At 30.6% G+C, this 24087-nt stretch carries 22 protein-coding genes; 8 read left to right on the forward strand and 14 right to left on the reverse strand.

The annotated features are described in order from the left end of the window. Positions 1-532: 532 nt before the first annotated feature. Positions 533-2938 (forward strand): glycoside hydrolase family 31 protein, encoded by a 2406-nt coding sequence (locus FHK87_RS00225; protein ID WP_140588385.1) that lies wholly within the window; start codon positions 533-535, stop codon positions 2936-2938. Between the two features lie 65 nt (positions 2939-3003). Here FHK87_RS00225 and FHK87_RS00230 read toward each other — a convergent pair whose 3' ends face one another. Then, positions 3004-4143 carry a PQQ-dependent sugar dehydrogenase gene (locus tag FHK87_RS00230; RefSeq protein ID WP_140588387.1) on the reverse strand — a complete coding sequence of 380 codons (1140 nt, stop codon included), beginning with the start codon at positions 4141-4143 and terminating at the stop codon, positions 3004-3006. A 182-nt stretch (positions 4144-4325) separates the two neighbouring features. Here FHK87_RS00230 and FHK87_RS00235 point away from each other — a divergent pair, with 182 nt between their 5' ends. From FHK87_RS00235 to FHK87_RS00245, 3 genes are read left to right on the forward strand one after another with little or no spacing between them, the layout of a single operon-like run. Beyond that, a complete protein-coding gene (locus FHK87_RS00235) occupies positions 4326-4547 on the forward strand; it encodes a hypothetical protein (RefSeq protein WP_140588389.1) in 222 nt (73 codons plus the stop codon). Positions 4548-4600: 53 nt separating this feature from the next. After that, a complete protein-coding gene (locus tag FHK87_RS00240) occupies positions 4601-5032 on the forward strand; it encodes a hypothetical protein (protein ID WP_140588391.1) in 432 nt (143 codons plus the stop codon). Positions 5033-5035: 3 nt separating this feature from the next. After that, complete coding sequence (locus FHK87_RS00245; RefSeq protein ID WP_140588394.1) at positions 5036-5407, forward strand: DUF2237 family protein; 372 nt, start codon at positions 5036-5038, stop codon at positions 5405-5407. On the opposite strand, the gene FHK87_RS00250 is transcribed toward FHK87_RS00245, so the two are convergent. Together FHK87_RS00250 and FHK87_RS00255 are read right to left on the reverse strand one after the other, a co-directional pair. Continuing rightward, positions 5404-6681 carry an FAD-dependent oxidoreductase gene (locus FHK87_RS00250; RefSeq protein WP_140588396.1) on the reverse strand — a complete coding sequence of 426 codons (1278 nt, stop codon included), beginning with the start codon at positions 6679-6681 and terminating at the stop codon, positions 5404-5406. The two genes, FHK87_RS00245 and FHK87_RS00250, sit on opposite strands and share 4 nt — an antisense overlap. An 88-nt stretch (positions 6682-6769) precedes the next feature. Further along, positions 6770-7699, reverse strand: coding sequence for a helix-turn-helix transcriptional regulator (locus FHK87_RS00255; RefSeq protein WP_140588399.1), 930 nt, complete (start codon positions 7697-7699; stop codon positions 6770-6772). 107 nt (positions 7700-7806) lie between these two features. Here FHK87_RS00255 and FHK87_RS00260 point away from each other — a divergent pair, with 107 nt between their 5' ends. Continuing rightward, positions 7807-8559, forward strand: a complete 753-nt coding sequence (locus FHK87_RS00260) for an isocitrate lyase/PEP mutase family protein (protein WP_140588401.1) — start codon at positions 7807-7809, stop codon at positions 8557-8559. 122 nt (positions 8560-8681) lie between these two features. On the opposite strand, the gene FHK87_RS00265 is transcribed toward FHK87_RS00260, so the two are convergent. The 3 genes from FHK87_RS00265 to FHK87_RS00275 form a co-directional block, all read right to left on the reverse strand. Further along, the gene (locus tag FHK87_RS00265) at positions 8682-8975 is read right to left on the reverse strand and encodes a hypothetical protein (RefSeq protein ID WP_140588403.1); all 294 of its coding nucleotides are present in this window, start codon (positions 8973-8975) and stop codon (positions 8682-8684) included. A 1-nt stretch (position 8976) separates the two neighbouring features. Next, positions 8977-9663 (reverse strand): hypothetical protein, encoded by a 687-nt coding sequence (locus FHK87_RS00270; protein ID WP_140588405.1) that lies wholly within the window; start codon positions 9661-9663, stop codon positions 8977-8979. 459 nt (positions 9664-10122) lie between these two features. After that, positions 10123-10782 carry an alpha/beta hydrolase gene (locus FHK87_RS00275; protein ID WP_140588407.1) on the reverse strand — a complete coding sequence of 220 codons (660 nt, stop codon included), beginning with the start codon at positions 10780-10782 and terminating at the stop codon, positions 10123-10125. 596 nt (positions 10783-11378) lie between these two features. Here FHK87_RS00275 and FHK87_RS00280 point away from each other — a divergent pair. The 3 genes from FHK87_RS00280 (at position 11379) to FHK87_RS00290 (ending at position 13382) form a co-directional block, all read left to right on the forward strand. Then, positions 11379-11741 carry a hypothetical protein gene (locus FHK87_RS00280; RefSeq protein WP_140588410.1) on the forward strand — a complete coding sequence of 121 codons (363 nt, stop codon included), beginning with the start codon at positions 11379-11381 and terminating at the stop codon, positions 11739-11741. Between the two features lie 136 nt (positions 11742-11877). Continuing rightward, on the forward strand, positions 11878-12747 hold the full coding sequence (locus FHK87_RS00285) for a type IV pili methyl-accepting chemotaxis transducer N-terminal domain-containing protein (RefSeq protein ID WP_140588412.1): 870 nt from the start codon (positions 11878-11880) through the stop codon (positions 12745-12747). A gap of 281 nt (positions 12748-13028) precedes the next feature. Next, positions 13029-13382 (forward strand): hypothetical protein, encoded by a 354-nt coding sequence (locus FHK87_RS00290; RefSeq protein ID WP_140588414.1) that lies wholly within the window; start codon positions 13029-13031, stop codon positions 13380-13382. Between the two features lie 64 nt (positions 13383-13446). Here FHK87_RS00290 and FHK87_RS00295 read toward each other — a convergent pair whose 3' ends face one another. The 8 genes from FHK87_RS00295 to FHK87_RS00330 form a co-directional block, all read right to left on the reverse strand. After that, positions 13447-13776, reverse strand: coding sequence for a hypothetical protein (locus FHK87_RS00295; protein ID WP_140588417.1), 330 nt, complete (start codon positions 13774-13776; stop codon positions 13447-13449). Positions 13777-13794: 18 nt separating this feature from the next. After that, positions 13795-15057 carry a dihydroorotase gene (locus FHK87_RS00300; RefSeq protein ID WP_140588419.1) on the reverse strand — a complete coding sequence of 421 codons (1263 nt, stop codon included), beginning with the start codon at positions 15055-15057 and terminating at the stop codon, positions 13795-13797. Beyond that, a complete protein-coding gene (locus tag FHK87_RS00305; protein WP_140588422.1) occupies positions 15054-16979 on the reverse strand; it encodes a vWA domain-containing protein in 1926 nt (641 codons plus the stop codon). The genes FHK87_RS00300 and FHK87_RS00305 overlap by 4 nt, the downstream gene beginning before the upstream one ends. Positions 16980-17041: 62 nt before the next feature. After that, complete coding sequence (locus FHK87_RS00310; RefSeq protein ID WP_140588424.1) at positions 17042-18052, reverse strand: YitT family protein; 1011 nt, start codon at positions 18050-18052, stop codon at positions 17042-17044. A 173-nt stretch (positions 18053-18225) separates the two neighbouring features. Further along, positions 18226-18780 (reverse strand): porin family protein, encoded by a 555-nt coding sequence (locus FHK87_RS00315; protein ID WP_140588427.1) that lies wholly within the window; start codon positions 18778-18780, stop codon positions 18226-18228. A 130-nt stretch (positions 18781-18910) separates the two neighbouring features. Continuing rightward, complete coding sequence (locus FHK87_RS00320) at positions 18911-20149, reverse strand: sensor histidine kinase (protein WP_226293946.1); 1239 nt, start codon at positions 20147-20149, stop codon at positions 18911-18913. 303 nt (positions 20150-20452) lie between these two features. Further along, on the reverse strand, positions 20453-22273 hold the full coding sequence (locus FHK87_RS00325) for a cytochrome-c peroxidase (RefSeq protein ID WP_140588432.1): 1821 nt from the start codon (positions 22271-22273) through the stop codon (positions 20453-20455). 112 nt (positions 22274-22385) lie between these two features. Continuing rightward, positions 22386-23846: a PhoX family protein gene (locus FHK87_RS00330; protein WP_140588434.1), complete on the reverse strand. Its 1461-nt coding sequence runs from the start codon at positions 23844-23846 to the stop codon at positions 22386-22388. Between the last annotated feature and the right edge of the window lie 241 nt (positions 23847-24087).

Below are 24087 nucleotides of genomic sequence, written 5' to 3' on the forward strand. Positions count from 1 at the left end.
GTGTTTTATCATAATTTGTTTGAAAGTTGTGCATATATATTATAGTATGGTAACTGCTTTTAATTTATAAAAATCAAATCTAAAGGAACTCGATTCAGTATCGCATAAGAATTAAAAACATAATTAGTGAGATGCTGAATCGAGTTCAGCATGACGAAATGAAGTGTCAGTCTGAGCTTGTCGAAGACATTGTGAGTAGTTGAGTAGGTGAGAATATGAAGTGTGAGGATGTTAAAATATGATATGTACGTCACCCTGAACTCGATTCAGGGTCGCACAAGAAGCTAAAACATAACTAGTAAGATGCCGAATCAAGTTCAGCATGACGAAATGAAAAGCAAAGAAATAGGAAAAACAAAATACATCTTATTCTTACGCAAACGTTATAGTTATTTGTTGTGATTTATATTGAATACATTAATTTTTGTTGAACATTTGATAATTCTATTTGACTCTAGGCACTATTATGATTCTTTTGTAGAGATTCTTTTATATTTGAGTACTTTCAATACAAATAAAATCAGTCTCAACCATGAGAAAAAAATCTACGTCTTATTATATCCTCATTCTATTATTTTTTATTGTAACATGTATTTCTTGCAAAAAAGAATATGAAGGCCCATATCAAGGATATAAGGTAGAGGATAATTCTGTCGAAATTTTTAAAGATACAGGTAAATACCTGATTAGATACTATAGTGATAAGATTGTTGAAACTTCATTTATACCCAATGGAGAACAATTTAATCCAGAATCTCATGCAGTAGTAAAAGAACCTGTCAAAACTAAACTGTTTGTTTTAGAGAGTGATAGTACATTGACAATACAGACTAACGGTATTGATATATCTGTAACACAAAATCCTTTTCATATCTCTTATAGCTATAAAGGCAAAGAATTAATTTCTGAACATAAAGGATATATAAAAACAGATTCGACAGAGGTTTTAAATTTTAATCTTGATAAAGATGAGGTCATTTATGGAGCAGGTGCAAGGGTAGTTGGGATGAATAGAAGGGGAAAAAGGCTACAATTATACAATAAGGCGCATTATGGTTACGAGACGTATTCTGAGTTAATGAATTTTACGATGCCGCTGGTATTATCTTCAAAGGTATATGCAGTACATTTTGATAATGCGCCTATTGGGTATCTTGATATTGATAGTAAAGATGATAATACGTTAAGTTATGAAACCATAAATGGCCGTAAGACCTATCAAGTTTTAGCGGGTGATGATTGGCGAGACCTTATGGATCAATATACAGAGCTTACAGGAAAACAACCTTTACCACCAAGATGGGCTTTAGGGAATTTTGCCAGTCGGTTTGGGTATCATTCTGAAGAAGAAACACGCGAAACGATATCAAAATTTAAAAAAGACAGTATCCCACTTGATGCTGTAGTGTTGGATATTTATTGGTTTGGTAAAGATATAAAGGGACATATGGGAAATTTAGAGTTTTTAAAAGATTCTTTTCCTAATCCTAAGCAAATGATCAATGATTTTAAGAGTCAAGGAATAAAAACAGTTTTGATTACAGAGCCTTTTGTTTTGAAGACCTCAAAAAAATGGGAAGAGGCTGTACAAAAGGGAATTTTGGGCAAAACTGCTCAAGGCGAACCTTTTACGTATGAATTTTATTTTGGAAATACGGGTATAATAGATATTTACAATCCCAAAGGAGCAGAGTGGTTCTGGAATATTTATAGAGATTTTACAAAAGAGTATGGTGTTGCCGGTTGGTGGGGAGATCTAGGAGAGCCAGAAGTGCACCCTTCAGACCTGCACCATGCTACAGGTACAGCAGATCAGGTACATAATATTTATGGACATGATTGGGCAAAATTAATTAATGAAGGGTATAAAAAAGATTTTGCTGATCAGAGGCCTTTTATTTTGATGCGAGCAGGATATTCCGGTTCACAACGATTTGGTATGATTCCCTGGTCGGGAGATGTAAGTAGAAGTTGGAAAGGATTACAACCACAAACAGAGATTGCACTACAAATGGGGATGCAAGGGCTTGGATATATGCATTCTGACCTAGGAGGTTTTGCAGGAGGAGAAGAGTTTGATCCTGAGTTATATTCTCGTTGGTTACAATATGGGGTTTTTCAACCTGTATTCAGACCTCATGCACAAGAACATATAGCTCCGGAGCCTGTTTTCCATGATCAAAAAACGAAAGCGTTAGCCAAAAAGAGTATAGCATTGCGATATAGTCTTTTACCTTATAATTATACACTTGCTTTTGATAACCATACGCAAGGGATGCCCCTTATGCGACCTTTGTTTTTTGATAAAAAAGAAAATAAAGAGTTGTATGATATCAGTTTTACCTATATGTGGGGCGATGATTTGCTTGTAACTCCGGTAGTAAAACCAGGAGTGGTTTCTATGGATATTCCTTTTCCAGAAGGAAATAATTGGTATGACTTTTTTACAGATAAAAAAATAGAAGGAGGTAGTTATAAAACAGTAACAGTCACAGAAGAGCATATTCCTGTTTTTGTAAAAGCAGGGGGATTTATACCTACTATAAACCCTATTCAAAATACAGAAGAATATACTATCAAAACATTTAATTTACATTTCTATTATGATGAAACGACCAAAGAAAGTTCCGGTACATTGTATGATGATGATGGTAAAACACCCGATGCGTATCATAAAGGAGCATTCGAATTATTAAAATTTGATAGTAAGATTCTGGATAATAAGATTGTCATTACATTATCTGCTACAACAGGAAAATCTTACATAGCACAACAACGAAATGTAAATTTGATAATACATAATATTTCTGTTCAGCCTAAATCAATACAAATTGAAGAAAAACCTATATCCTTTGATTGGAATGAAGAAAATAATACTGTAGTCTTTGATATTGATTGGAATTCTTCAAAAACAAAACAAATTTATATTGAACTCTAATTGTCTACGATATTATTTAAAATCAGATAACTTTAAGAAGTTTTCAAATTAATTTCTATAGAACACTACTCAATTTTATTGATTTCTATTATGCGATGTGTGTTACTGGTATCCCCATAAGACTCTCCATTGGTGGCTATAAAAACACGTCCGTCGCGAGCAATGGCAATATCTCGTATACGTCCAAATTGCTGATCAAAGAATACTTCTTCGTTGGTAATTTGACTCCCGTCTGCATTAAGGGTAAGTGCAATAATTCTCTTATCTTTTAAGACTGTAAGAAGCAACTTATTTGACCATTCGGGGATTTTATCTTTATCATAATACGTAATATCAGAAGGAGCAATTGTGGGTGTCCAACTGAAGATAGGAGGGATGATTTCTGTTTTTTGCGCAAAAACTTCTTCATCGATATCATCTATAATGCCTTTTACATTAGGCCACCCATAGTTTTTGCCAGATGCGATGATATTGATCTCATCGTCTGTATCAGGACCGTGTTCAGAACTATAAATGTTGCCATTTGGATGTAACACAAGACCTTGTGGGTTTCTGTGTCCTAAGCTATAAATATAACTATTGGTAAAAGGATTATCAGAAGGGATAGTGCCATCGAGATTGATTCTTAAAATTTTACCGGCCAGAGAATTCATGTCTTGGGATAACGAGATATTTCCGGCATCACCGGTAGACATAAACAATTTTAAATCTTCAGAAATAAAAATACGAGACCCATTATGAATTCTATTTGCAGGAATATTATCAAGCAAAATAGTTTCGTCTGATAGCGAATCATTCGTATATGTAAATCGAACTAATCGTTCTAATAATTGATTTCCATTTTCGTAAGTGTATACAGCATATAAATAAGGGTTGGTTTCAAAATCAGGGTGTAAAACCATACCCAATAAACCACTTTCTTGAATACTAGTTACGGCATTGATAGTAAGTAACTCTTGTTGTGTTCCAGTATCTGGATTGATCCTGCTTATTTTTCCATTACGTTCTGTAACCCATAAAAAGTTGTCAGGCCCCCAAATAATTTCCCATGGTACACTTAGAGTTTCTATCACAGTTCTGGTAGCTTCTACAGGTGTTTCATTTCCATCTTCACCATTACTATTTGTATTAGAGTCATCATCTGAACAAAAGAACAATGTTGTTGATGCTAAAATAAAACTAACGATTATAATTGCTCGTTTCATAATTAATGGTTTAAAATAACAAAATACTACATTTTGATAACCAGCAGATTACTTATTTATTTTTCTTTAAGTATTAAAATATTAATAAAAAATATTTATTTATATAATAAAAGTTAATTTTGTCTAATCGATAATAGAAAATTATTGGACGTTTTGTACCTTTAAATTAAAAAATTATAGTTATGGAGTTAATAGAAAAAGCTTTAGAATTTGAAAGTCGTAAAATGACTAACATGAGTCTGAGTGATAGAGTAGAAGCTTCTAGAGAAGCTAAATCTCTCGTACTTGCTCTAAATGAGGTTTATAAAGAAACCAAAGATCCTAAGATTATGGATGTTATGAAATTAGTAACAGAAAAAAAACGTAAAATAGAAAAACGTTTAAAGGGAGCTCCTATAGATTAAGTAGGGTTTTGAAAATTGTTATATAAAGTAATAATTTGATATTCTATTTTCTTATGGTCTTAGAAACTACATATACAAATAAGGATAATAAGAAACTCATTGATGATACTGTTGGGAAGCCTTTTTCTTTCTTCCAAAGCCTAAAGATGAAAGGAATAGGATCAAAGCGAATGATCATTGATGAGGTGAGTCCCAATTTGGTTAAATACCTCAATCGAGTATCTGATGTGAGTTATAGTAACATCGAACTGCGCCCCAGAGGAATTCTTGTTGGAATAACTAAAGGATTACAAAGGTTCACCTGGGTGATCCCTTACTACCAGTTTTATATGTATAAAACAAACGGAGTAAGCATTCATGCGCAAGGAAGATTTATTCATTATAAGAATAATATAACTCACAAAGAAAATACCTCATTCTTCGCGAAGTTGACCAGACTCAAAGTTGAGTACGATCAACAATACCCACATGTAGATTCTATATAAATTATGGAAGAAACGCTGAACGTGTTAGGGAAACCTTTGCAACCGTGTTGCTATGACCCTCTAACAGGGTATTTTAGGGATGGATACTGTAAAACAAGAAAAGATGATGTTGGTACACATGTAATTTGTGCGATCATGACACAAGAGTTTTTGGAATATACAAAATCTATGGGAAATGATCTTTCTACACCAGTACCATATTGGAATTTTCCCGGGTTGCATGCTGGAGACAAATGGTGTCTCTGTGTTTCCAGATGGTTACAAGCTGAAAAAGAAGGAAAAGCTCCTCCTGTTATTCTTGAAAGTTGTCATCAAAAATCTATAGAGTTTGTTGATATAGAATTGCTGAAAAAATATCAATATGAGGTAATTTAATTAAATTCTGAAGTAAATTCTTCTACAACTAATCCATCTTCTAGCGTTTCTACTATTCCTAAAGCGGCACTCTCTCCAGAAAGCATCGCAGCATTCAGAGAACCATTAAGTAATACATCACCGGCTAGAAAAATTGTAGTGGTTATTTTTGTTTCTGATGGCATGATGTATCCTTGTATGTTTTCAAGTTTTGGCAGTGCTTTTGGAATGTTATAATGTTTTAAAAACTTTGAAACATTGATATCACAATATTCAGATAATTCTTGTTTTACTTTTTCTATCAGTTTTTCTTGTGTTAGTTGATGAGGTTTTACAATAGTTACCGATAGGAGTTGTTTTTTGTGAGTATTGGTATCAAAGCTAGTATGATAAAATATATTATTGATCAAAGCGTCAGAAGTTGCAATTAAACCAATTAATGGTTTTTGTATACTTCTATGATCACATTCAAAATATAAAGTATCACAGCTTTGCCATTCCTCTTTTTGATTTTTTAAGTTTTGTAATAGAGGACTGGCTTCTGTTGCTATGATAGTAAAATGAGCCTCTATTTGCTCTCCGTTGTCTAGAGTTATCTTTTTGTCTTCGACTTTTTGAACACGATTATTATATCTAAAATCTGTTTTTTTCAGATTACTAACAAGTTGATTAGTGATAGCATTAATTCCATCTTTTGGGAGAGCTGCATAGCCTTCTCCAAACATTTTATATACAAACTCAAACATTCTACTCGATGTATCTAGTTTGGATTCTAAAAAAATACCACTAAAAAATGGTTTAAAGAAATCTTCAATAATTTGTGTAGAAAATCCAAAATCTTCTAGATATGCTAGAGTGCTGGTCTCCTTTTCTTTAAAGATCGCATCTATCGATTTCTTTTTAAGTTTTTTATTAAGTTTTAAGATCTTGATTTTGTCAGAGAAAGAACCAATATTAGCAAATAAAGTAGGTAATAATAAAGACAAGTTACGAGTAGGGTCTCCTATGGTTTTTTGTTGCTTATTTTTGAATATAGTAGCACCGGGAAGAAATTTTTGTAATGAAAGTGTAGAGAAATCCAGATACTTTTGAGCAGCCGGATAAGCGGTTAATAATACTTGAAAACCATGATCTAGAGCGTAATTTTCAATATTATCTGTCTGAACTCTTCCGCCTGCACGATCAGAAGCTTCAAGAATAGTGGGTGAATATCCATAATTTTCGAGAACTTTTGCTGCAATAAGACCACTGATGCCTGCACCAATGATGTAGATTTTGTATTCTTCTTTTTTCATTATTCAATTTTCTTTTTTTGGTATGAAGATATGAATATTTTAGCTCAGTTTTTACGATTGAGAATTCTATTACATGGTGTGTGACCCGTTAATGTATCGATTTCCACTTTTGTACGGCGTGTAGCAAAGAACTAGTATCTGTATACCCTAGTAAATAGGATATATCTTTCATTTTGATTTTTTTTCCTTTTTTTAAATAAAAATAAAGTTCTCTTTTGATCTCATTCGTAATATCTCTAAATGTTTTTCCTTCGTTTTTTAATCTTCTTTGTAATGTTCTTTCTGTCATCAAAAATTGAGAAGCTACTCGATGAAGGTTGGGGATTTCAGGATTACACATGTTTAATACCATGTTTCTTACAGACAAGGCAAAAGGTTGATATTCTGTTTTGCCATTTGATAGCATTCTGAGAAATTTTGGAAGTACAATTTCTATTTCAGTTTTTCTGTTTGTATTGATCTCGATATCTTGAAACTTATTTTTGAAGATAAATGAGTGTTTTGATTTTTTGAGAATAGGTCTGTTGTACCATTGAGCAAACTCATCAGGTTGATGGTAAGGTAAAGCTATATCAACTTGTTCAATATCAATCATAAGCTTTAATTCTCTAACAGTAAAAGTAAAAAAGGTATCTAAAACCTGATCTTTGATCTCTTTGTACTCAGTCTTTAAATCAAACTCTAAAACATAACCGTCTTCAGTTTTTGAAGTCGTAAATAATAAAGAAGGAAAATTATTTTTAGCGTAGTCTTTCCAAAAATGTATTACTTGATCAATATTGATTGCGGCAAGAGATACTTCATATACAGAATCTAATACTCTAAGATTAAGAAAAGACCCAAAATGTAACCCAAAATAAGGATCACTGGATGCCAAGAATAATTGTCTGTAATATGCAAAGTAATCAGACATCTTGATATAACTATTTTCTTTGGGTCTTTCTATTTGTTGAGTTTTAATTTGTTTGCATTGTGCATACTCAATAAGATGAATAAGGTGATTAGAAAGTATTTCCATAAACTCAATATTTCATTTTGTCGTAAAATAACAACTTTTTAGAAATTACTCCTCCTACTTTTGAATTGATTTTTTTAATAGAATTATAAACTACTAAACTGTATAAAATGAAATTTAAAGAATTGCATTATCAGAATGACCCTCTCCTTATTTGTAATGTTTGGGATGTGCCTAGCGCTATTATGGCAGAAAAAATGGGCTTTAAAGCAATAGGAACTTCAAGTGCTGCAATTGCTGAAATTTTTGGGTACCAAGATGGAGAAGAGATTAGTTTCTCTGAATTGTTATATGTAGTAAAGAAGATTTCTGCAAATAGCCATTTACCGCTTACTGTTGATATTGAATCAGGATATAGCAGAGATCCAAAAGCTATAGCTCATCATATTAAAGAATTGGCAAAGTTAGGAGTAGTTGGTATAAATATTGAAGATACTGTTGTAACTGATCATCGTGATTTTATCACAGCAGAAGAATTTGCAAAAACACTTACTCTGGTAAAAAAAGAGCTCAAAGATGAAGGTATTTCTATGTTTATAAATATTAGAACAGATGCTTTTTTACTAGGTGTTCAAAACCCTGTAGAAGAAACATTACAGCGTATCAAGATATATGAAGATGTTGAGATCGAAGGTGTTTTTGTTCCTTGCATTCAGGATAAGGAAGATATACGTAAAATTGTAGAGAGTACCTCTTTACCAATTAATGTTATGTGGATGCCGGCTTTGCCAAATTTTAATGTATTACAAGAGTTAGGGGTTAAACGTATAAGTATGGGAGGCTTTCTATTTCAAAATGTTTACAGCAAAATGGGAGAGATGTTAGAACAAATATTACAACAACAGTCTTTTAAACTGAAATAAAAATGCCTTCAAAGCTCTTATTAAATGTAATCTTGAAACTCTGTTGAGAAGAAATCAGCACAGCTGTAAAAAGTAAGCTCTATATATTTATGAAATCTATGAATATAATATATTGAATGAGCTTACTTCTTTTTATTTGTACTTAGGCGTTTTAATTCTTTAGACTTTTTTGCTCCCATTAGAATCAATGCAAGTCCAATAACCCAGAAAAATCCACTAACGGTTAATTTGCCTCCAAGATCATATAACCCCCAGAGTAGGCTATTCATATATTTTTGCTCATTAGAATTCTCCCATGCTTTTAAGTCAAAGTATATAAAAATTCCAAAAGCTATCAACCCAAGACCAAGTAGTGCCATTTTATAAAAGGGTTTGTATGGATTTTTATCCGATTTATCACTATACATATTTTCCATATTACTTCTTTTTTATATTTGTTATTAGCCCTGTAAATTTTGCTTTCGAATAGTCATGACTAATCAAATTTTGTTTTTTAAATTCTTTTAATGATGCTCGTAAAACTTCTTCAGTAAAATTAGATGTATTAAGTTCAAAACTCATAGACTGTTTGTTTGCTATTTTGTTATGACGTTGCAACCAAATTGTATCACCATCAATTTTTTTTACTAAAAACCAGGTTGTAACTCCAAGAGGTAAATCCGGGATATCACTGTTACTATAAAAAACTTCAAATGTATTTCCAGTAGAAACATTCTGTACACCTTCCTCTAGTTTTTTAATTCTATTTGCCTCAATAACAAGAAAACTTACAATCGTTATAGATGTTATTGCCAGAAAAGCTAATAATCCATAAAACCATTTATTAAATGTTGTTTTTTTTGGTCGAAGTTTTAGATATTGTTTTTCAGTATTGAAAATACGTTCGATATCTTCACTCCATTGAACAGGTGGGATTTCAGTTTCAGTATTGTGACAATATAGTATTCCTGTTATATTTTTTGTGATTTTTGTAGAGAAAGGACTCTCAATTCTTTTCTGATAGAAATTTAATTCCAAAGATTCTGAATTACCACAATTTGGACATTTATTAGAGATGAATTTGCTTCCTACAGGATCAAAATATGTAGTAATTGTATAGATCATACTTTTTTTTCAAATGTAAAAAGATTAATATGTCAAGGATACCCCGTAAACAGGGATTTTGTATTTGATCGGTTTTGTATGTATTTCTAATATTATTTTGATAGTTATTCCTGTTTAATTTCTAACCCTCTACTCAATTCTTATGAATACTACTGCTTAAAGTTTATATTGCCTTATTAGTTTTCATTATTTGCATACAAATCATTTTAATATAAAGTATTACGATTTTCGATTTTTGAATTTAATGTAGAATGTAAAGGGCAGTATATTTTCTAATTGGTCTAGAAGTGAAGTAAAATCAACGTTTTTGGGACGTATATACAGTTTTGTATGTACTGGAGTAGCCCTAAATTAATATCATGATACCAATTTGGTGTTTTTATAAAAGCTTTTACTATTTATTCCTTTTTAGTTCATTTTCAATATAATTAGATGTTAATTGTCGACAGATAAGAGCTTTTATATATTCTTAATTAGCCAGTCTTTAAACTGATAAAAATTTTGAGGAGCTACACCATGCCCTACGGCGAATTCATTTAATGATGTTTTTATTCCTAATTTTGAAAGTGATTCAGGTATTTTTCTTGCCCATTCTATTGGTATTACTTGATCTACACTACCATGTGAAGAATATACATTTAGGTTCGAAAAATCATTTTTCTCGTATCCTTCTTTGAGGATATCTTGATTAAGATAACCACTAAGACCAATTACATTTTTTATTTTCTCGGGGTATGATAGCGCAACGGCATAACTAAGTATTGTACCTTGACTAAATCCTAGCAAAGTCACATTGTCCGAATCAAGATTGTAGGCTTGTACGGCTTCATCTATAAAGTTTGCTATTTTGTCTCTTGATAGTATTGCCTGTTTATCATCACTAAATTTTCCTTGCGCAGCATCAAAATAAATTGCATACCATGCATTACCATAAGGTTGCATAGGGTAAGGAGCTCTAACAGAAATGATAAATAACTCCTCAGGAAGCTCTCCTGCAAAAGAAAAAAGATCATTTTCATCACTTCCATAACCGTGAAACATAAATAATACAGGTTTTTTTTCACTTTTTATTTTGGATTCTTTTATAATATGATGAAGAGAAAGTGTTTTTGTAGACATTTAGATAAGATACTTAATATAATAGTAGTTTATAGCTCTTTTAAAAAACAAAAATAAGTGTTTTTAATCTTTTGAACAGGAGTTTCATGACTTATGTATTGATATTATTTAGAGTGAGAATAACAAAATTACATTAATTTTACTTTTTTTGACTAGTAAAAAACTCTTAAAATCTATACTTTTTTCTTAAAACTTATTGATTTTAAAAAAAATAACTCCATATTTTTTCTTTAAGAATACAAACTAGGTAATAGCGTCAAAGCCCTTGCTACCGCTGTTTTTTTTAACATTTTCAGGATGTTTTTCATAATATAATGTTAACTTCTTGGTATTAATATTGTGGTTAGTTTGCTTTAAAATTACGGTTTTAACGTAATTTTTAATATATTTGATTTGTAAAATATTAATAATCAGGGTTTAATGAAATATTTTTTTAAAATTGATTTTACAGGCTGATTGTTAATGAAAATAAAAAGCGTTTATCGGCATAAAAATGCATTTCATCGAATTAAACGGTTTTTATATCGACCTAAACCCAAATAAAAAGGGATGTACTTTTAATTTAGTCCCAAGTTTAACCACAAACCCCAAATACTATGAATAAAATTACCTACACGATTGTGTTTTTGTTTCTTGCAACTTTTGGTTTTGCACAAACCGATAGTGATTATGAGAATACTCTCAAAACAGTTGCCGATGGATATAACAACAAAGATTCGAATGCGATCTTTGGTTTGTTTTCGAGTGACTTACAATCCACAATTTCTCTAGATCAATTAAAAGCTCTTGTAGAAGATACTTATACCCAAAAAGGAAAAGTAGTAGGAGAGTCTACTTTCTTGGTCGAAGATGATTCCGGGCGAAGATACTTATCAGAATTTGAAAATGCATCCTCTGTAATAGTTATTCAACTATCACAGGATATGAAGATCTCAAAATTTGCAATAGAAGAGTATTAGTCCTCCTTTGTAAATCAACAAATAACTAATAATTAAAATCATATGAGATTAGCGTAACTAATAATTCCCAGTGCCCCTCAAGGAAAAATTACTATGCAATTTTATCTGAATACTAAATAATTTAAAATTTAAACAGATGAAAAAAAATATTTTTACAATCAAACTTACGGTAACTTTATTCCTTTTAGTGATAATGTTACCAGCGACAGAACTTATTGCCCAACAAAGCAATACATTTGGGATGTTAAATTTCAATAAAGCGGTAAATGTATCCGGAAAACAGCGTATGCTTAGTCAAAAAATAGCAAAAGCTTACCTATATATTGTTGAAAACCCAAGTGATGTAAAAGCAAAAAGAGATTTGCTGACTAGCAAGATTATTTTTGAAAAACAAAATAATATTCTATTACAAAATTCAGGATATAAATTAACTAAAGATAGAATAGCAAAAGTAGAATCACTTTGGAAAGAATATAAAAAGTTGATTGAAACGACTCCTAACTATGACAATGCTAAGAAGCTAATAGAAATTAATACAGATCTACTTAAATCGACTAATAATGTTGTATCTGCAATAATATTAGAATCTAAAGGAGCAAATTCATCTAATGCAGATGTAATGGATGATGATAGTTATGGAGAAGATGATACAGAACTTAAAAAGATAATAAATATATCAGGTAGACAGCGTATGTTATCACAACGATTAGCTTTATATTATTTTGCAAATCAACCTACACTCAAGGATAAAAACTCTGAGCAAATGCTTAAGAATGTTTATAATGAGTTAGATGGAGCGATTAGTATGCTATTGATTTCTAACTTTAATAATAACAGAATAGACGAAAAACTTGGTGTAGCGATGTCTAAATGGGATCAGATTAAATCGAGAAAAAGTGATTTATTCAACCAAAAGATCAAACAAGCAGATATGTATAGATTAAGTAATGAACTTACAAAAGCATTTAATGATGTAACAAATCTGTATGAAAAGGTAAAACTATAATCTCATAAGTTTTAATTAGGAAAAGGCATGTTCATATGATATGAACGTGCTTTTTTTCTTTTTATAAATTCATCAATGATTTGTTAATTTTTTGATGCGTTTTTACTGTTTTGAATTTTTATAGATGATTTGTAAGCCCTTTAAAACAGAGAAAACATAAGTGAATTATGGTAAAAATGTAATTTAAATTTTTTCTTTCTAAAAAGGTTATCAGTATCTAAAATATTGTTAAATTGTATTAGATTTTTTTAGTTTAATATTACATTTTTAACCCAAATATCATGAGGAAATTAACCTATGTATTACTGCTATTTGGCTTCCACTTCGGTTTTGCCCAAACCGATGCAGATTATGACAAGAGTATAACAACTGCTATAGAAGCTTTTAAAACCGGTGATGAAAAAAAAGTATTTGATTTATTTTCTACTGATCTACAAACAACCTTATCTGCAGAGAAGATAAAAGAATTATTAACAGGCACTGTTAAAGAATTTGGTGCTCCAAGTGGAGAATTTGATTTTATGATGGAAGAAGAAGGAGTAAAACGTTATTTAATACAAACTGATGTTGATTCTTTTATGCTGGAAATAAAATTATCCGGCGATTTAAAAATAACATCATTTTCAGTACATTAAATATAATTTTTTAGTAACGTAAAGCAATTGTACTGTGATGAGTACGATTGCTTTTTTATCATAGTTATTTGATAAAAGTAAACCACTTTTGAAAATATTCACCAATAATAGGAACTGGTTTTTGTTCTTCTTTGATCGCAGTAATGAGACCATAAACAATAAGTACTATAGAAAAAATATAAAACGAAAAATGAATCATCATATTACCAAAAATATTTGCTATTGCTACCAATAGGTAAAAAGAGATCCATAATCCTAATGCCTGCCTAATATGAAAACTCGCAAATTGATTTTTATGCTCTTGATTCATAAAAAAGGCTATTATAGTACCGATTAAAGTGATATAAGATACAATAGCTGGTGTCTTTCCTTGTTTTTCGTAATCAGATTCCATAAAGATGATTTTATAGTATTAGCTATTTTCTTGTAATATAATATCGTTGTCTACCAATATTCCATAAACGTTACCTTTTATAGCATGGTTAAAAAAGATACTGTTTTTTGAAGTTGATAATACATGATTATTTGTAAAAGTACTATCTCCATTTGGAGTAAAAAGAGAAAAGTTAGCTTTGTTATTTTTTGCAATTACGTTACTTTCAATTTTGAATATTGATTTTCCATTTGTGAGCATTTCAATGGTTTTTTCTATACCCAAAGTATGGTTTAGAACACCAAAAGCACTCTCTAAACCAATTGTACCATATGCAGCATTATCGAATTCAACATTTTTATGTTCTATATCAATAGGTTGATGATCACTGGTAATCATATCGATTGTTCCATCTTGAATACCTGCTATCAATGCTTTTTGATCATCTATAGTTCGTAATGGTGGTAATACTTTATAATTTGTATCAAAAGTTGTTAATTTTTCGTCTGTTAAGGCAATATGATGAACTGTTGTACTACAGCTTACTTGTAATCCTTTGGCTTTTGCTTCACGTATCAATGCCACCGATTTTGCGGTAGAAATATTAGGAATGTGTAGTTTTCCTCCTGTGTATTCTAGTAAAAAAAGATCTCTGGATATTTGCATTTCTTCAGCTAAAGAAGGGATACCTTTTAATCCTAAGAGAGTACTATGTTTACCTTCATTAACAATACCTTTTCCTGCAATTTGATTTTCTTGAGGAAATGATACTATTAGACCATCAAAGTTTTGAGCATATAATAATGCTAATTTCAGTAAATTTGGATTTCGTATTGATTTTTTATAATCACCAAAAGCGATAGCTCCAGCTTGTCGCATGTCGTATAATTCGGCAAGATCAATTCCTTTTGATTCAACAGTTAATGCTCCTATTGGATAAGCTTTTACAGGATGCTGGGCTGTTTTGGCTAGCAAAAAACCTATGGCCCCACTATGATCCGATATCGGCATTGTATTAGGATGAAGTGTAATTGTCGTAAAACCACTTTTTGCTGCTACATCAAGTCCGTTTGCAATAGTCTCTCTTTCTTCATATCCAGGTTCTCCAAAACTAACACTACTATCAAACCATCCTTGCGAGATATAGAGATTATCTAATTTTACTTCTTTTATATCACCAGTAGCTTTTATATTGGTATTTATATCTGTAATTATCCCGTTTTCTGTAAGAATATCAACCGTTTGCTGGTGAAAAGTAGATTTAGGATCAATTACAGTAGCTGCCTTTAATAAGAAGTTCATTTTAGGTATTTTAATAACAAAATTTCAATTAATAAAAAGATTAGCGCAAAAATAACAAACCATTTCCAAAGTTCATTTACAGTTGTCTCTTCTTTTATTTGTTCAAAAAGTTCGCTGACAGAAGGAAGTACTTGGTATGAAGCTGTTGTTTTTAAGTTATAATATTGTAAGTCACTTTCTGAATTATCATAATTGTAACTTACTGATTGTATACTATTTTCTTTGTTCTTAATAGTGTAAATACCTGCTTTAGTTGGGACTTCATCTGTTGTAATGCGAACTTTGGTAGAAAAACTCTGCTGTAGAGGAATAATGTTTTCCTTATCAGAAACTAATGATAGTACCCCATCTTGATCTAGTGAAATAGGAACATCGAAAGCATTAGTTTGCCCTATAGTATACGATATATCTGTATTTTGTAAGCTTTGTTTACCGATTTGATATAGTGTAGGAACAATTAAAGGAGAATTTTTGAAATTAGAATTTTGAATATTTATAGCTGCGGTAAATACATATAAATTATTGTATTTATATAAAAAAGTACTACTGTCTTCAAAAGAGAGTATGGTATTGGTAGCATTAGTTTGATAATAACTATTGACTTTTGGATATTGAAAATTAACAATTTGTTTATCAAATACACCTTTGTATAGAGGATGAGAAAAATTGATAGATGTTATTCGTTTTTCTTGAAGTTTTTCAAAGAATAATCCTTGGTTACCAAACAATGTAAAAAATTGTTTATAAGATGCCTGATCTGCACTACTAGCCGGTATGAAGCAAATAACTCCCCCTTGATCAGAAAAAGATTTTAATGCATTAATAAGAGAAATAGGAATTTGATTTAACTCATTTATAATGACCAGGCTTGCACCTGTAAGCTTATTGTAATCAAGTTGTTGTGCAGAAGTGCTCGTCAACAAAAATTCATTTGGAGTAAAAATATTTTTTATAAAATTATCATTAGCTTCATTTATAGCTACAACCTTTATTTTTTCTGGTTTATTAATGGTAAAATATCTAGAATTATCAAAAGTAATATTAGGATCTTCAATAATCACCTTACCATTGATTTTGGTGTTTTCTTCTAAGCGAAAATTTGCAGTGGATTTTCCGTTTTTAGGAATTGAAATTGCTGTTTTTGCAATCAATTCATCATCATTATATAATGCAATGGAAGTATTTTCAAGATTCGTTTCAGTATTACTTACAACAGCATTGATAGTGAGTTCATTATTACTATCGCGCTTTAAATAAAGACTATCTATAGCTATGTTTTGTTTGTTTACGGGCTGTAATTGAACTAAAGTTGATTTTATATCAGTATCTTCAGGAAGAATGAAGCTTTTGTCTTTTTGTTGAAAATCTGAGACCAAAACAACTCTCTTTAAGGTTTCCGGCGACGAACTTAGCAGTTGCTTTGCTTTTAAATATGCTGCACTATAACTTATTTGATTAGAGGAGTAGTCTAATTGTAGTAAATCATTTTGGATATCTTTTTTAGAAACGTTTTTGAATGTTTCGGCATTGGTAAAAAGAGAGATGTTTTCTTCTTCGGGAAGCTCACTTAATATTTCTTGAATGGCTCTTTTTAGCAAGGGGCCATTAGCTCCTTTTGCTTGCATACTAAAAGAATTATCAAGATAAATTACGGTTTCATTTTTTTTACCAACTACTTCTTCTAATGCAAAAAAAGGTTGTGCAAAAGCTAAAATAATAGATGCAATTAAAAGTAATCTGGTGAGTAGGGTGAGCCATTTTTTTATTTGAGAACTTTTTCTTGTTTGTAGGGCGACAGCTTTTAAAAACTCAACATTAGTAAATTCAATCTTTTGAAAACGTCTTAATTGAAATAGATGAACTATAATAGGAATAATAAGAGCGAATAAAGCGTAGAGAAATTCTGGGTGTTTAAATTGCATTCCAATTTATAGTTTTTCAAATATAATCAAGATTTAGGATTTATGATTTTTGAATAAACATTTTATTTAAAATAATTTTTCATAGAATTTCTTTCTTCTACTTTGTCGATATGTTCTGTTTTCTTTTTGATCATGCCTCCTCGTGTATCGTTTATACTATGCATAATTACAAATGCATTAGGGTCTATTTTTTCAATTTCGGTATTTAACTTGCTGATTTCTAAACGTGTTACAACAGTATACAAAATATCAATATCAGTAAGATTTTTGTAATCCATATATCCTTGGCGTCCTTTATAAATTGTAATACCTCTACGCATTTTGTGTGCTACCATGTTCATGATTTTCTGATTGTGTTCAGAAATAATTGTAACCCCTGTATATTCTTCGATTCCTTCGATTACAAAATCTAGTGTTTTTGATGCTGCCAAATAAGTAAGCATAGAGTACAATGCAGTTTCAATAGATAAAAAATAGGCTGCTGCAGAAAAAATAATAATGTTAATTATAGTAATAGCATCACCTACAGTAGTACTTAGTTTTTTACTCATAAAAATAGCTAGTACTTCTGTTCCGTCAAGAACACTACCACCTCTTACCGAAAGCCCGATTCCGGCACCAAGAAAAAATCCTCCAAATACAGAAACCAATAATTTATCTTGTGTAACTTCGGGGAAATTGAAAAAAGCCAGAACAAAAGCAAGTCCAGAAATAGCAATAATAGCACGTATGGCAAAGCGTTTTCCGATGACTCTAAAACCCAAGAAGATAAAGGGAATATTAATAGCTAAAATTAGAATGTAGAGCGGTATTGTAGTAAGTTCCGAAATTAATAAAGAAATTCCTGTTACTCCACCATCAATAAAGTTATTTGGAAGAAGAAAACTTTCAAGGCCAAAAGCAGCAGCAATAACCCCAAGAGCTATAAGCAAAACATCTTTGACCCATGAAATAAAATCTATTTTTAAGTTTTCTGAAAATCGTTTAGAATTTCCTTTAGGAATATTTTTGGCTTTTCTTTGTTTATAAGCAAAGAATGCCTGAATAACTCTACGTTTCCAGATTGAATTCATATTAACCATGTAATGCTAAGGATCAACTAATTAGGTGAGAGTGAAAATGTTTGTTGATTACATAAAGTTACGTATCCTTTTTCTTATAAAAGCAATTTTAACAAAGGTTTGGACAATAAAAAAAGCAGAAACTTTAGTTTCTGCCTCTCACTTTATATTGAATATATTATTGACTAAAAGATATAGTATCCAACAGATACCTGAAATGCAGTATTTCTTCCATCAAAACCGTCTACAACATCTGTAAGACCAAAGTTATAACGTAATTGTCCGAAGAAAGGACCAAATTCTACACCTGCACCTATAGCACCACTTAGATCGAAGCTTTCTGCCTCAGCACTATCTACAATTTCATCAAAAGCTTTATCAATATCGTCATTAACAACAAAACCAAATTGAGGACCAGCTTCAATACTTAAAAACTTGGCAAATTTGAACTTAGCAAGCACAGGAATATTAAGATAATCAACATCTAGATCATCAGTTCCTTGTGCTGAGTATAGTACTTCTGGTTGGATAGCGAATGATTCTGTTAAACCAAGTTGTAATACAGCACCAATATGATATCCTGTTCGAGAATCTGTGTCAATGTCTAAATCACTATTTTTGAGTTCATTGAAATTTGCAAAATTAAGCCCACCTTTAATACCAAATTTAATTCCTTGAGCATTAGTAGTAGTAACTGCAAAACCAATACAAGCAATCACTAGGAAAAAAAGTTTTTTCATAATTGTAAATTTTTGATTTGTTGAAATCAAAGATAGGAACTAAAACCTTAAGAAAAGGTTAAACTTGTATAATTAAATAGACTTAAAAGATTTATTAACCAAGGTTAATAGCATTAAAATAGGAGAGGAGTTAAGCTGATTTTGAAGTATTCGTTTGCTTCTTGCATTTTTTTATAGAAAACTCAAATGTTGTGCTTATTTTTTCTTTAGAAGAAACCTTTATACATCCTCCTAAGCTTGTAACTAATTTTTTTACAGTAGATAGACCGATACCGTTTCCTTTATTACCATCTTTGTCTGTGGTATTAGCAGTTGTAAAGAGTTCAAAAATGGTTTCAATTTTATCATTAGGAATTCCCATACCATTATCAGCAATGCTAAAATAATAGAACATATCATCTTTATTAAAATCAATAGAGATGATCAATTTTTCTTTATCATTATATTTAATACTGTTACTAATTAGATTTACAAAAACTTGTTTTAAAGCTGATTTGTTACACTCAATAGTTGTATCTCCTTTTGGAAAACTAATATCACAATCAGATTTGATGCTCAAAAATTCGATTACTTCTTTGAGTAGATCATTTAAATCAAAATTTTCCGGTTGAGAGTTGATTAGATTTTCACTTTCATAATGCTGCAATACATCACTTATATAACTACTCATAGAAAAAGAAGAAGCTTTGATATATTCAAAATATTGTTTACTGTCTTCATCTAATTTATCATTTAGTAAAAGCTTTAATAAATCTGTAGAAGTGATAATATTTGCTAATGGCATTTTTAGATCGTGAGATATCACTTTTGCGAACTCTCGTAATGATTCATTTCTTTTCTTAAGTTTTTTTTGAATCTTCTCTAAGTCATTATTTTTTTTATTGAGTTCGAAAAGAATAACAACCTGTTTTGCAAATGCCTTTAAAGATTCTAGTTGCTTTTCTGTTAGAGATCTAGGTTTATCATCAACAATGAATAAAGTGCCTAAAGCAAATCCATTTTTGTCAACGAGAGGCACGCCTGCATAAAATAAGACATGAGTATCTTCAAGAAATATAGGAGCTTTATTAAATCGCTTATCTTTACTAACATCTTCTACTATCAAAGTATGATCAGGATCTAAAATAGCATGAGAAAATAGAGAATTTTCCCTTGGGATTTGACAGGTCTTGTTGATACCATGTTTCGCTTTGAACCATTGTCTGTCGCTATCTACTAATGAGATGACAGCAATATTTGTATCACATAAGTATGCCGCTAAAGCTGTAATTTCATCAAATTCAGATTGAGATTCGGTATCAAGAACTTCAAGTGACTTTAAAGCCTCTAGTCGGAAATTTTCATTAATAGGTACTGCAGATGTGGTCATCTTTATTTTTTAGAAAAACATTTAAAAGTAATCTTAATAAAATTAACAAAAATTACTTAGAAAAAGTTGATATTATAAGGAGAAGTAAAAACTTTACGTGATTACCTCAATAGTAATTATGAGTGATTTCTAAATGTTAATGTCATTAAGCTTTGAAATGATACCATATTATTACAATAAATAAAAATATAGCTAGTACAAGCTTAAACAAATTGTAAACGATAATTTTAATAAAATCTTATGATTAATGGTATGTAAAACGTTTTGTTTATAAATTAAATTGGATTACAATTTGATATGATTCTATAGATTGGTTTCCTTTGTATTATATTCAGGAATGTTATCTTCTAAAGATGTAATAAATGAAATAATATCTTTTATTTCCTGTTTAGTCAACTTTAAATGATCAGTAGGTAATGTTTGATTTTCTAATTCAATGCCAATACCAGCACCACCACCACGATTATAGAAATCAATGACTTCATCAAGAGTATTATAGACTCCATTATGCATATATGGCATAGTTTTACTAGCATTTCTTACTGTAGGTGTTTTGAAAGCAAATTTTTTGAGAGGAGCTCCAAAAACATAGTGTACACCTAAATCAGGATCGATTTTAGCATTGATAGTGTCTTTTTTTGTAGGAACTCCAATCACTTCTGATTCTGTTTCTTGATACAGAGGTGGAACACTTCCGTTAAAAATTGGGTAAAAATGACATATTGCACATTTAGCTTTACCCATGAATAAATTAAATCCATTTATTTCATTGGCGGTAAGTGTTGATTCGTTTCTTAACGAAGCATCAAATTTTGATGAAAAAGAAGGGAGACTTCTTATATAACTTGCTAATGAATAAATGAGGTTCTTTTCAGTATCCTGGTTTTCAAAATTAGTAGTAAATAGAGTTTTGTACTTTTGATTTTCTTCTAATCGTTTTACGGCTTCATCAAAACTACCATGCATCTCATCTTTATTGTTTATAACTTTTTTGGATTGATCTTCTAGAAAAGGTATTCTTGAATCCAAGAAATAGGCATTTTGGTATGCAGCCGTTAATAGAGTAGGAGTATTGCGATTAACAGTAAGTTTTTCTTGATTAAAAACTGTTTTTTTATGATCAGCATATCCTTCTGATGGAATATGGCATGTTGCACATGATACCAGACCATTACCAGAAAGAATTTTATCAAAAAACAATTTTTCTCCCAATGCTATTTGTTCTTTCGAAGGAGCTTTGGTTCTTGGAGGCGAAAAGTGAAGAGGGTTAAAAAGGTTTGTTTCGTTAAAGTTTGCTTTTTCAAAATCTATTGCCCTTCTCAAGTTACTATTTTTGATATTGTTGGATTTTTGAATATCATATAATAATTCTGATATACTTTTACAATGTACTTTGATAAAAGTGTATCTGTCAAATGAATTAAAATCCTTAGTATTATCTATAAAATTTAAAGCATCGTTAAATACATTAGATAATGGTTCTTTATGTTTTGGTAGCGCATAAATATCAACAAATTCTCTTATACCTTTTAATGCGTTTTTGGCTTCTTGAAGAGAATAAAATGCTATTGGAGAATCAAATCCCGATACCCCTAAAGAAATAATACGAAGTATTTGTAGTCTTATAGCTTCAAAAAAATTAGTTTCTGTAAATGTGAAATAATTAAACTTATTGTCAAGAGCTTTTGACAAAGTGTGTAATGATTTGATATTTCTTTTTATTTCTAGAGTATCAATTTCTTCTGTAAATAAAAGTTCTTCAATAACTTGGAAACCTGTAGGTTCGATAACTAAAAATGTATTATCATGTACATTATTTACTGGTATGGCTGCACCATTAAGTTGTTTATTATTTTCAGGATAAAAATAAGCTATTATAGATTCATTTTTTTTAAAGGCTAACCTCGATGCTAAGAATGCTTTTTTAAGTTCGGTTATATTGAAATGGTTTTGAGCAATGCTATCAAATTGAAATGTTTTTATAACAATATCTCCCTGGTTTTTTTTGATGAGATCTAAAACCTTATCAATTTCTTTTTTTTGATACTCTGTTTTTTGTTTTTTATTGCAAGAGATAAAAAGTATAGTACATAATACTAAAATGATATATATATGTTTAGCCATTGCATTTATCTTATTAAAATGAATCAAGAATATTATATATAGTAATGAAAATCTGCCTCTTGATCGATTAAATCAATCATGAGGCAGAAAAAAGTTTTAATTATTAAAGCTATTATCGAGGTAATCCCTTAATAAGTACTACTTGACTACCTTGATTATCAGTGCTAAGAGAACCTCCATCAACCCCGATAAATCTATCTTCTCTCCAAGTATGAGTTTGTATACAAACCATAAATGTATCTGGAACTCCAATCACATCAGAAACGTCTATCATTGCACCATATTCCCAAGACCTAAAAGAAGCATCGGTTCTACCATAAGGATCATTAGGTACACCTATACCACTTTCTACATCTAATTCTACAACAGGTTTTAATTCTTTTGTAGCAATATTATACTGCCAAATGTAAGAGTAGTGGGATAAATTTATTCCTCCATTTGGATCCTCTTTGATATATAAATAATTTTCTGTTGCAGTAATATTATCAGGGCTTTGTAAGTCTCTTCCCGCAATTACACCATTAGGATTATCACCATCTATAACACAAGTTAGCTTACCAACAAATTTGTTTTCAGAATTTAATTCTAGTTTATAAGTTCTTCCTTGTTTTGTTCCATTTGGATTTGTACTTGATGCAGAACCAGTAACATTAAAGAAGATAGTACGCTCGTTACCTCTTCCTTTTTGGTAATCAAGATCTTCTACTCTTTTAAATGGCATTGCAAATAGATTATCTGCAATTAACTCCGTATCTGCACCTGTAATATTTTTAGCGTTTTCAATTTCTTTGAATTCAATGTCAAATTCTTGACCTTCTGGCAGTTTATTTTCTTCAGTTATTGGATTACCATTTTCATCCTTTACAACAAGTGCATATACTTTACCATTTTGTAAATCACCTAATCGAGCATCATACATAGTAATTCTTCCAGAGCTAGTATCATCTTCTCCCATAATGATTACTGTTCTTTTTCTAAATGCTTTTGCAGGAAGAGGCATTGCATTTTCGAATGAGGCTCTACCCAATGCAGGCAAAAATCTAGGTGTATTGTTTGCAGAAGCATCTGCAAAAGGAGAAATTCCAGAGATTAATGATTCTTCACCACTTTCTCCAGCAGTCAAGAATAAAGGTCCAAAACCATGAATTCTTGGTACAGCTAATGAAGCAGAGCATAGTCTTGTACCATCTGACCCATCAGAATTATAGATATAATCTCCTGCAACAGGTTTGAATGTTCGATCAAATTTTATTCTTGCTACTGCAAAATGATTTTCATTGTTCACTACATAAGTAAACCCCCCTTCTTTATTTCTTAGTAATCCAGCACCGTCTGCTGTACCACCGAAAATAAAATCAGGAGTGTCAGGTAAAACATCTGCAGAACCAAATAAAGAGTAAGCTTTAAGTTTTTGACTAGAAGTCAAATCTTTTATAAAACTTGGAGTAACAGAATGGTTTTTGAGTTCAATACCCTTACCAGGCGGGGTTGGATTTCCAGTGTAATCATCTATATCACATGATGATAGCATAACTACCGAAGACATGGCGGCAGCCAAAAAATAGTTTTTCATAATTGTGTGAAGTTTTTGTTTTCAGATAATTCTTAAAAATACTTCGGTTTTTAGTTTTAAAGCTTAACTTAATATTTTGTTAATGAGAATTAAAATCAAATTTATTGTTAAATATGTTAATTAATTGTAAATATGAATGATGTGGTTTATATACATATATAATGTCTTAAAATTTTAAGTCTCGAATTACCTTTAAAAATGTAAGGTGAGGTTAAAAAAAATCTCATAACTATTTTACCAG

This window comes from Aquimarina algicola (assembly GCF_006443095.1).
In the GTDB taxonomy this organism is placed as follows: Bacteria; Bacteroidota; Bacteroidia; order Flavobacteriales; family Flavobacteriaceae; genus Aquimarina; species Aquimarina algicola.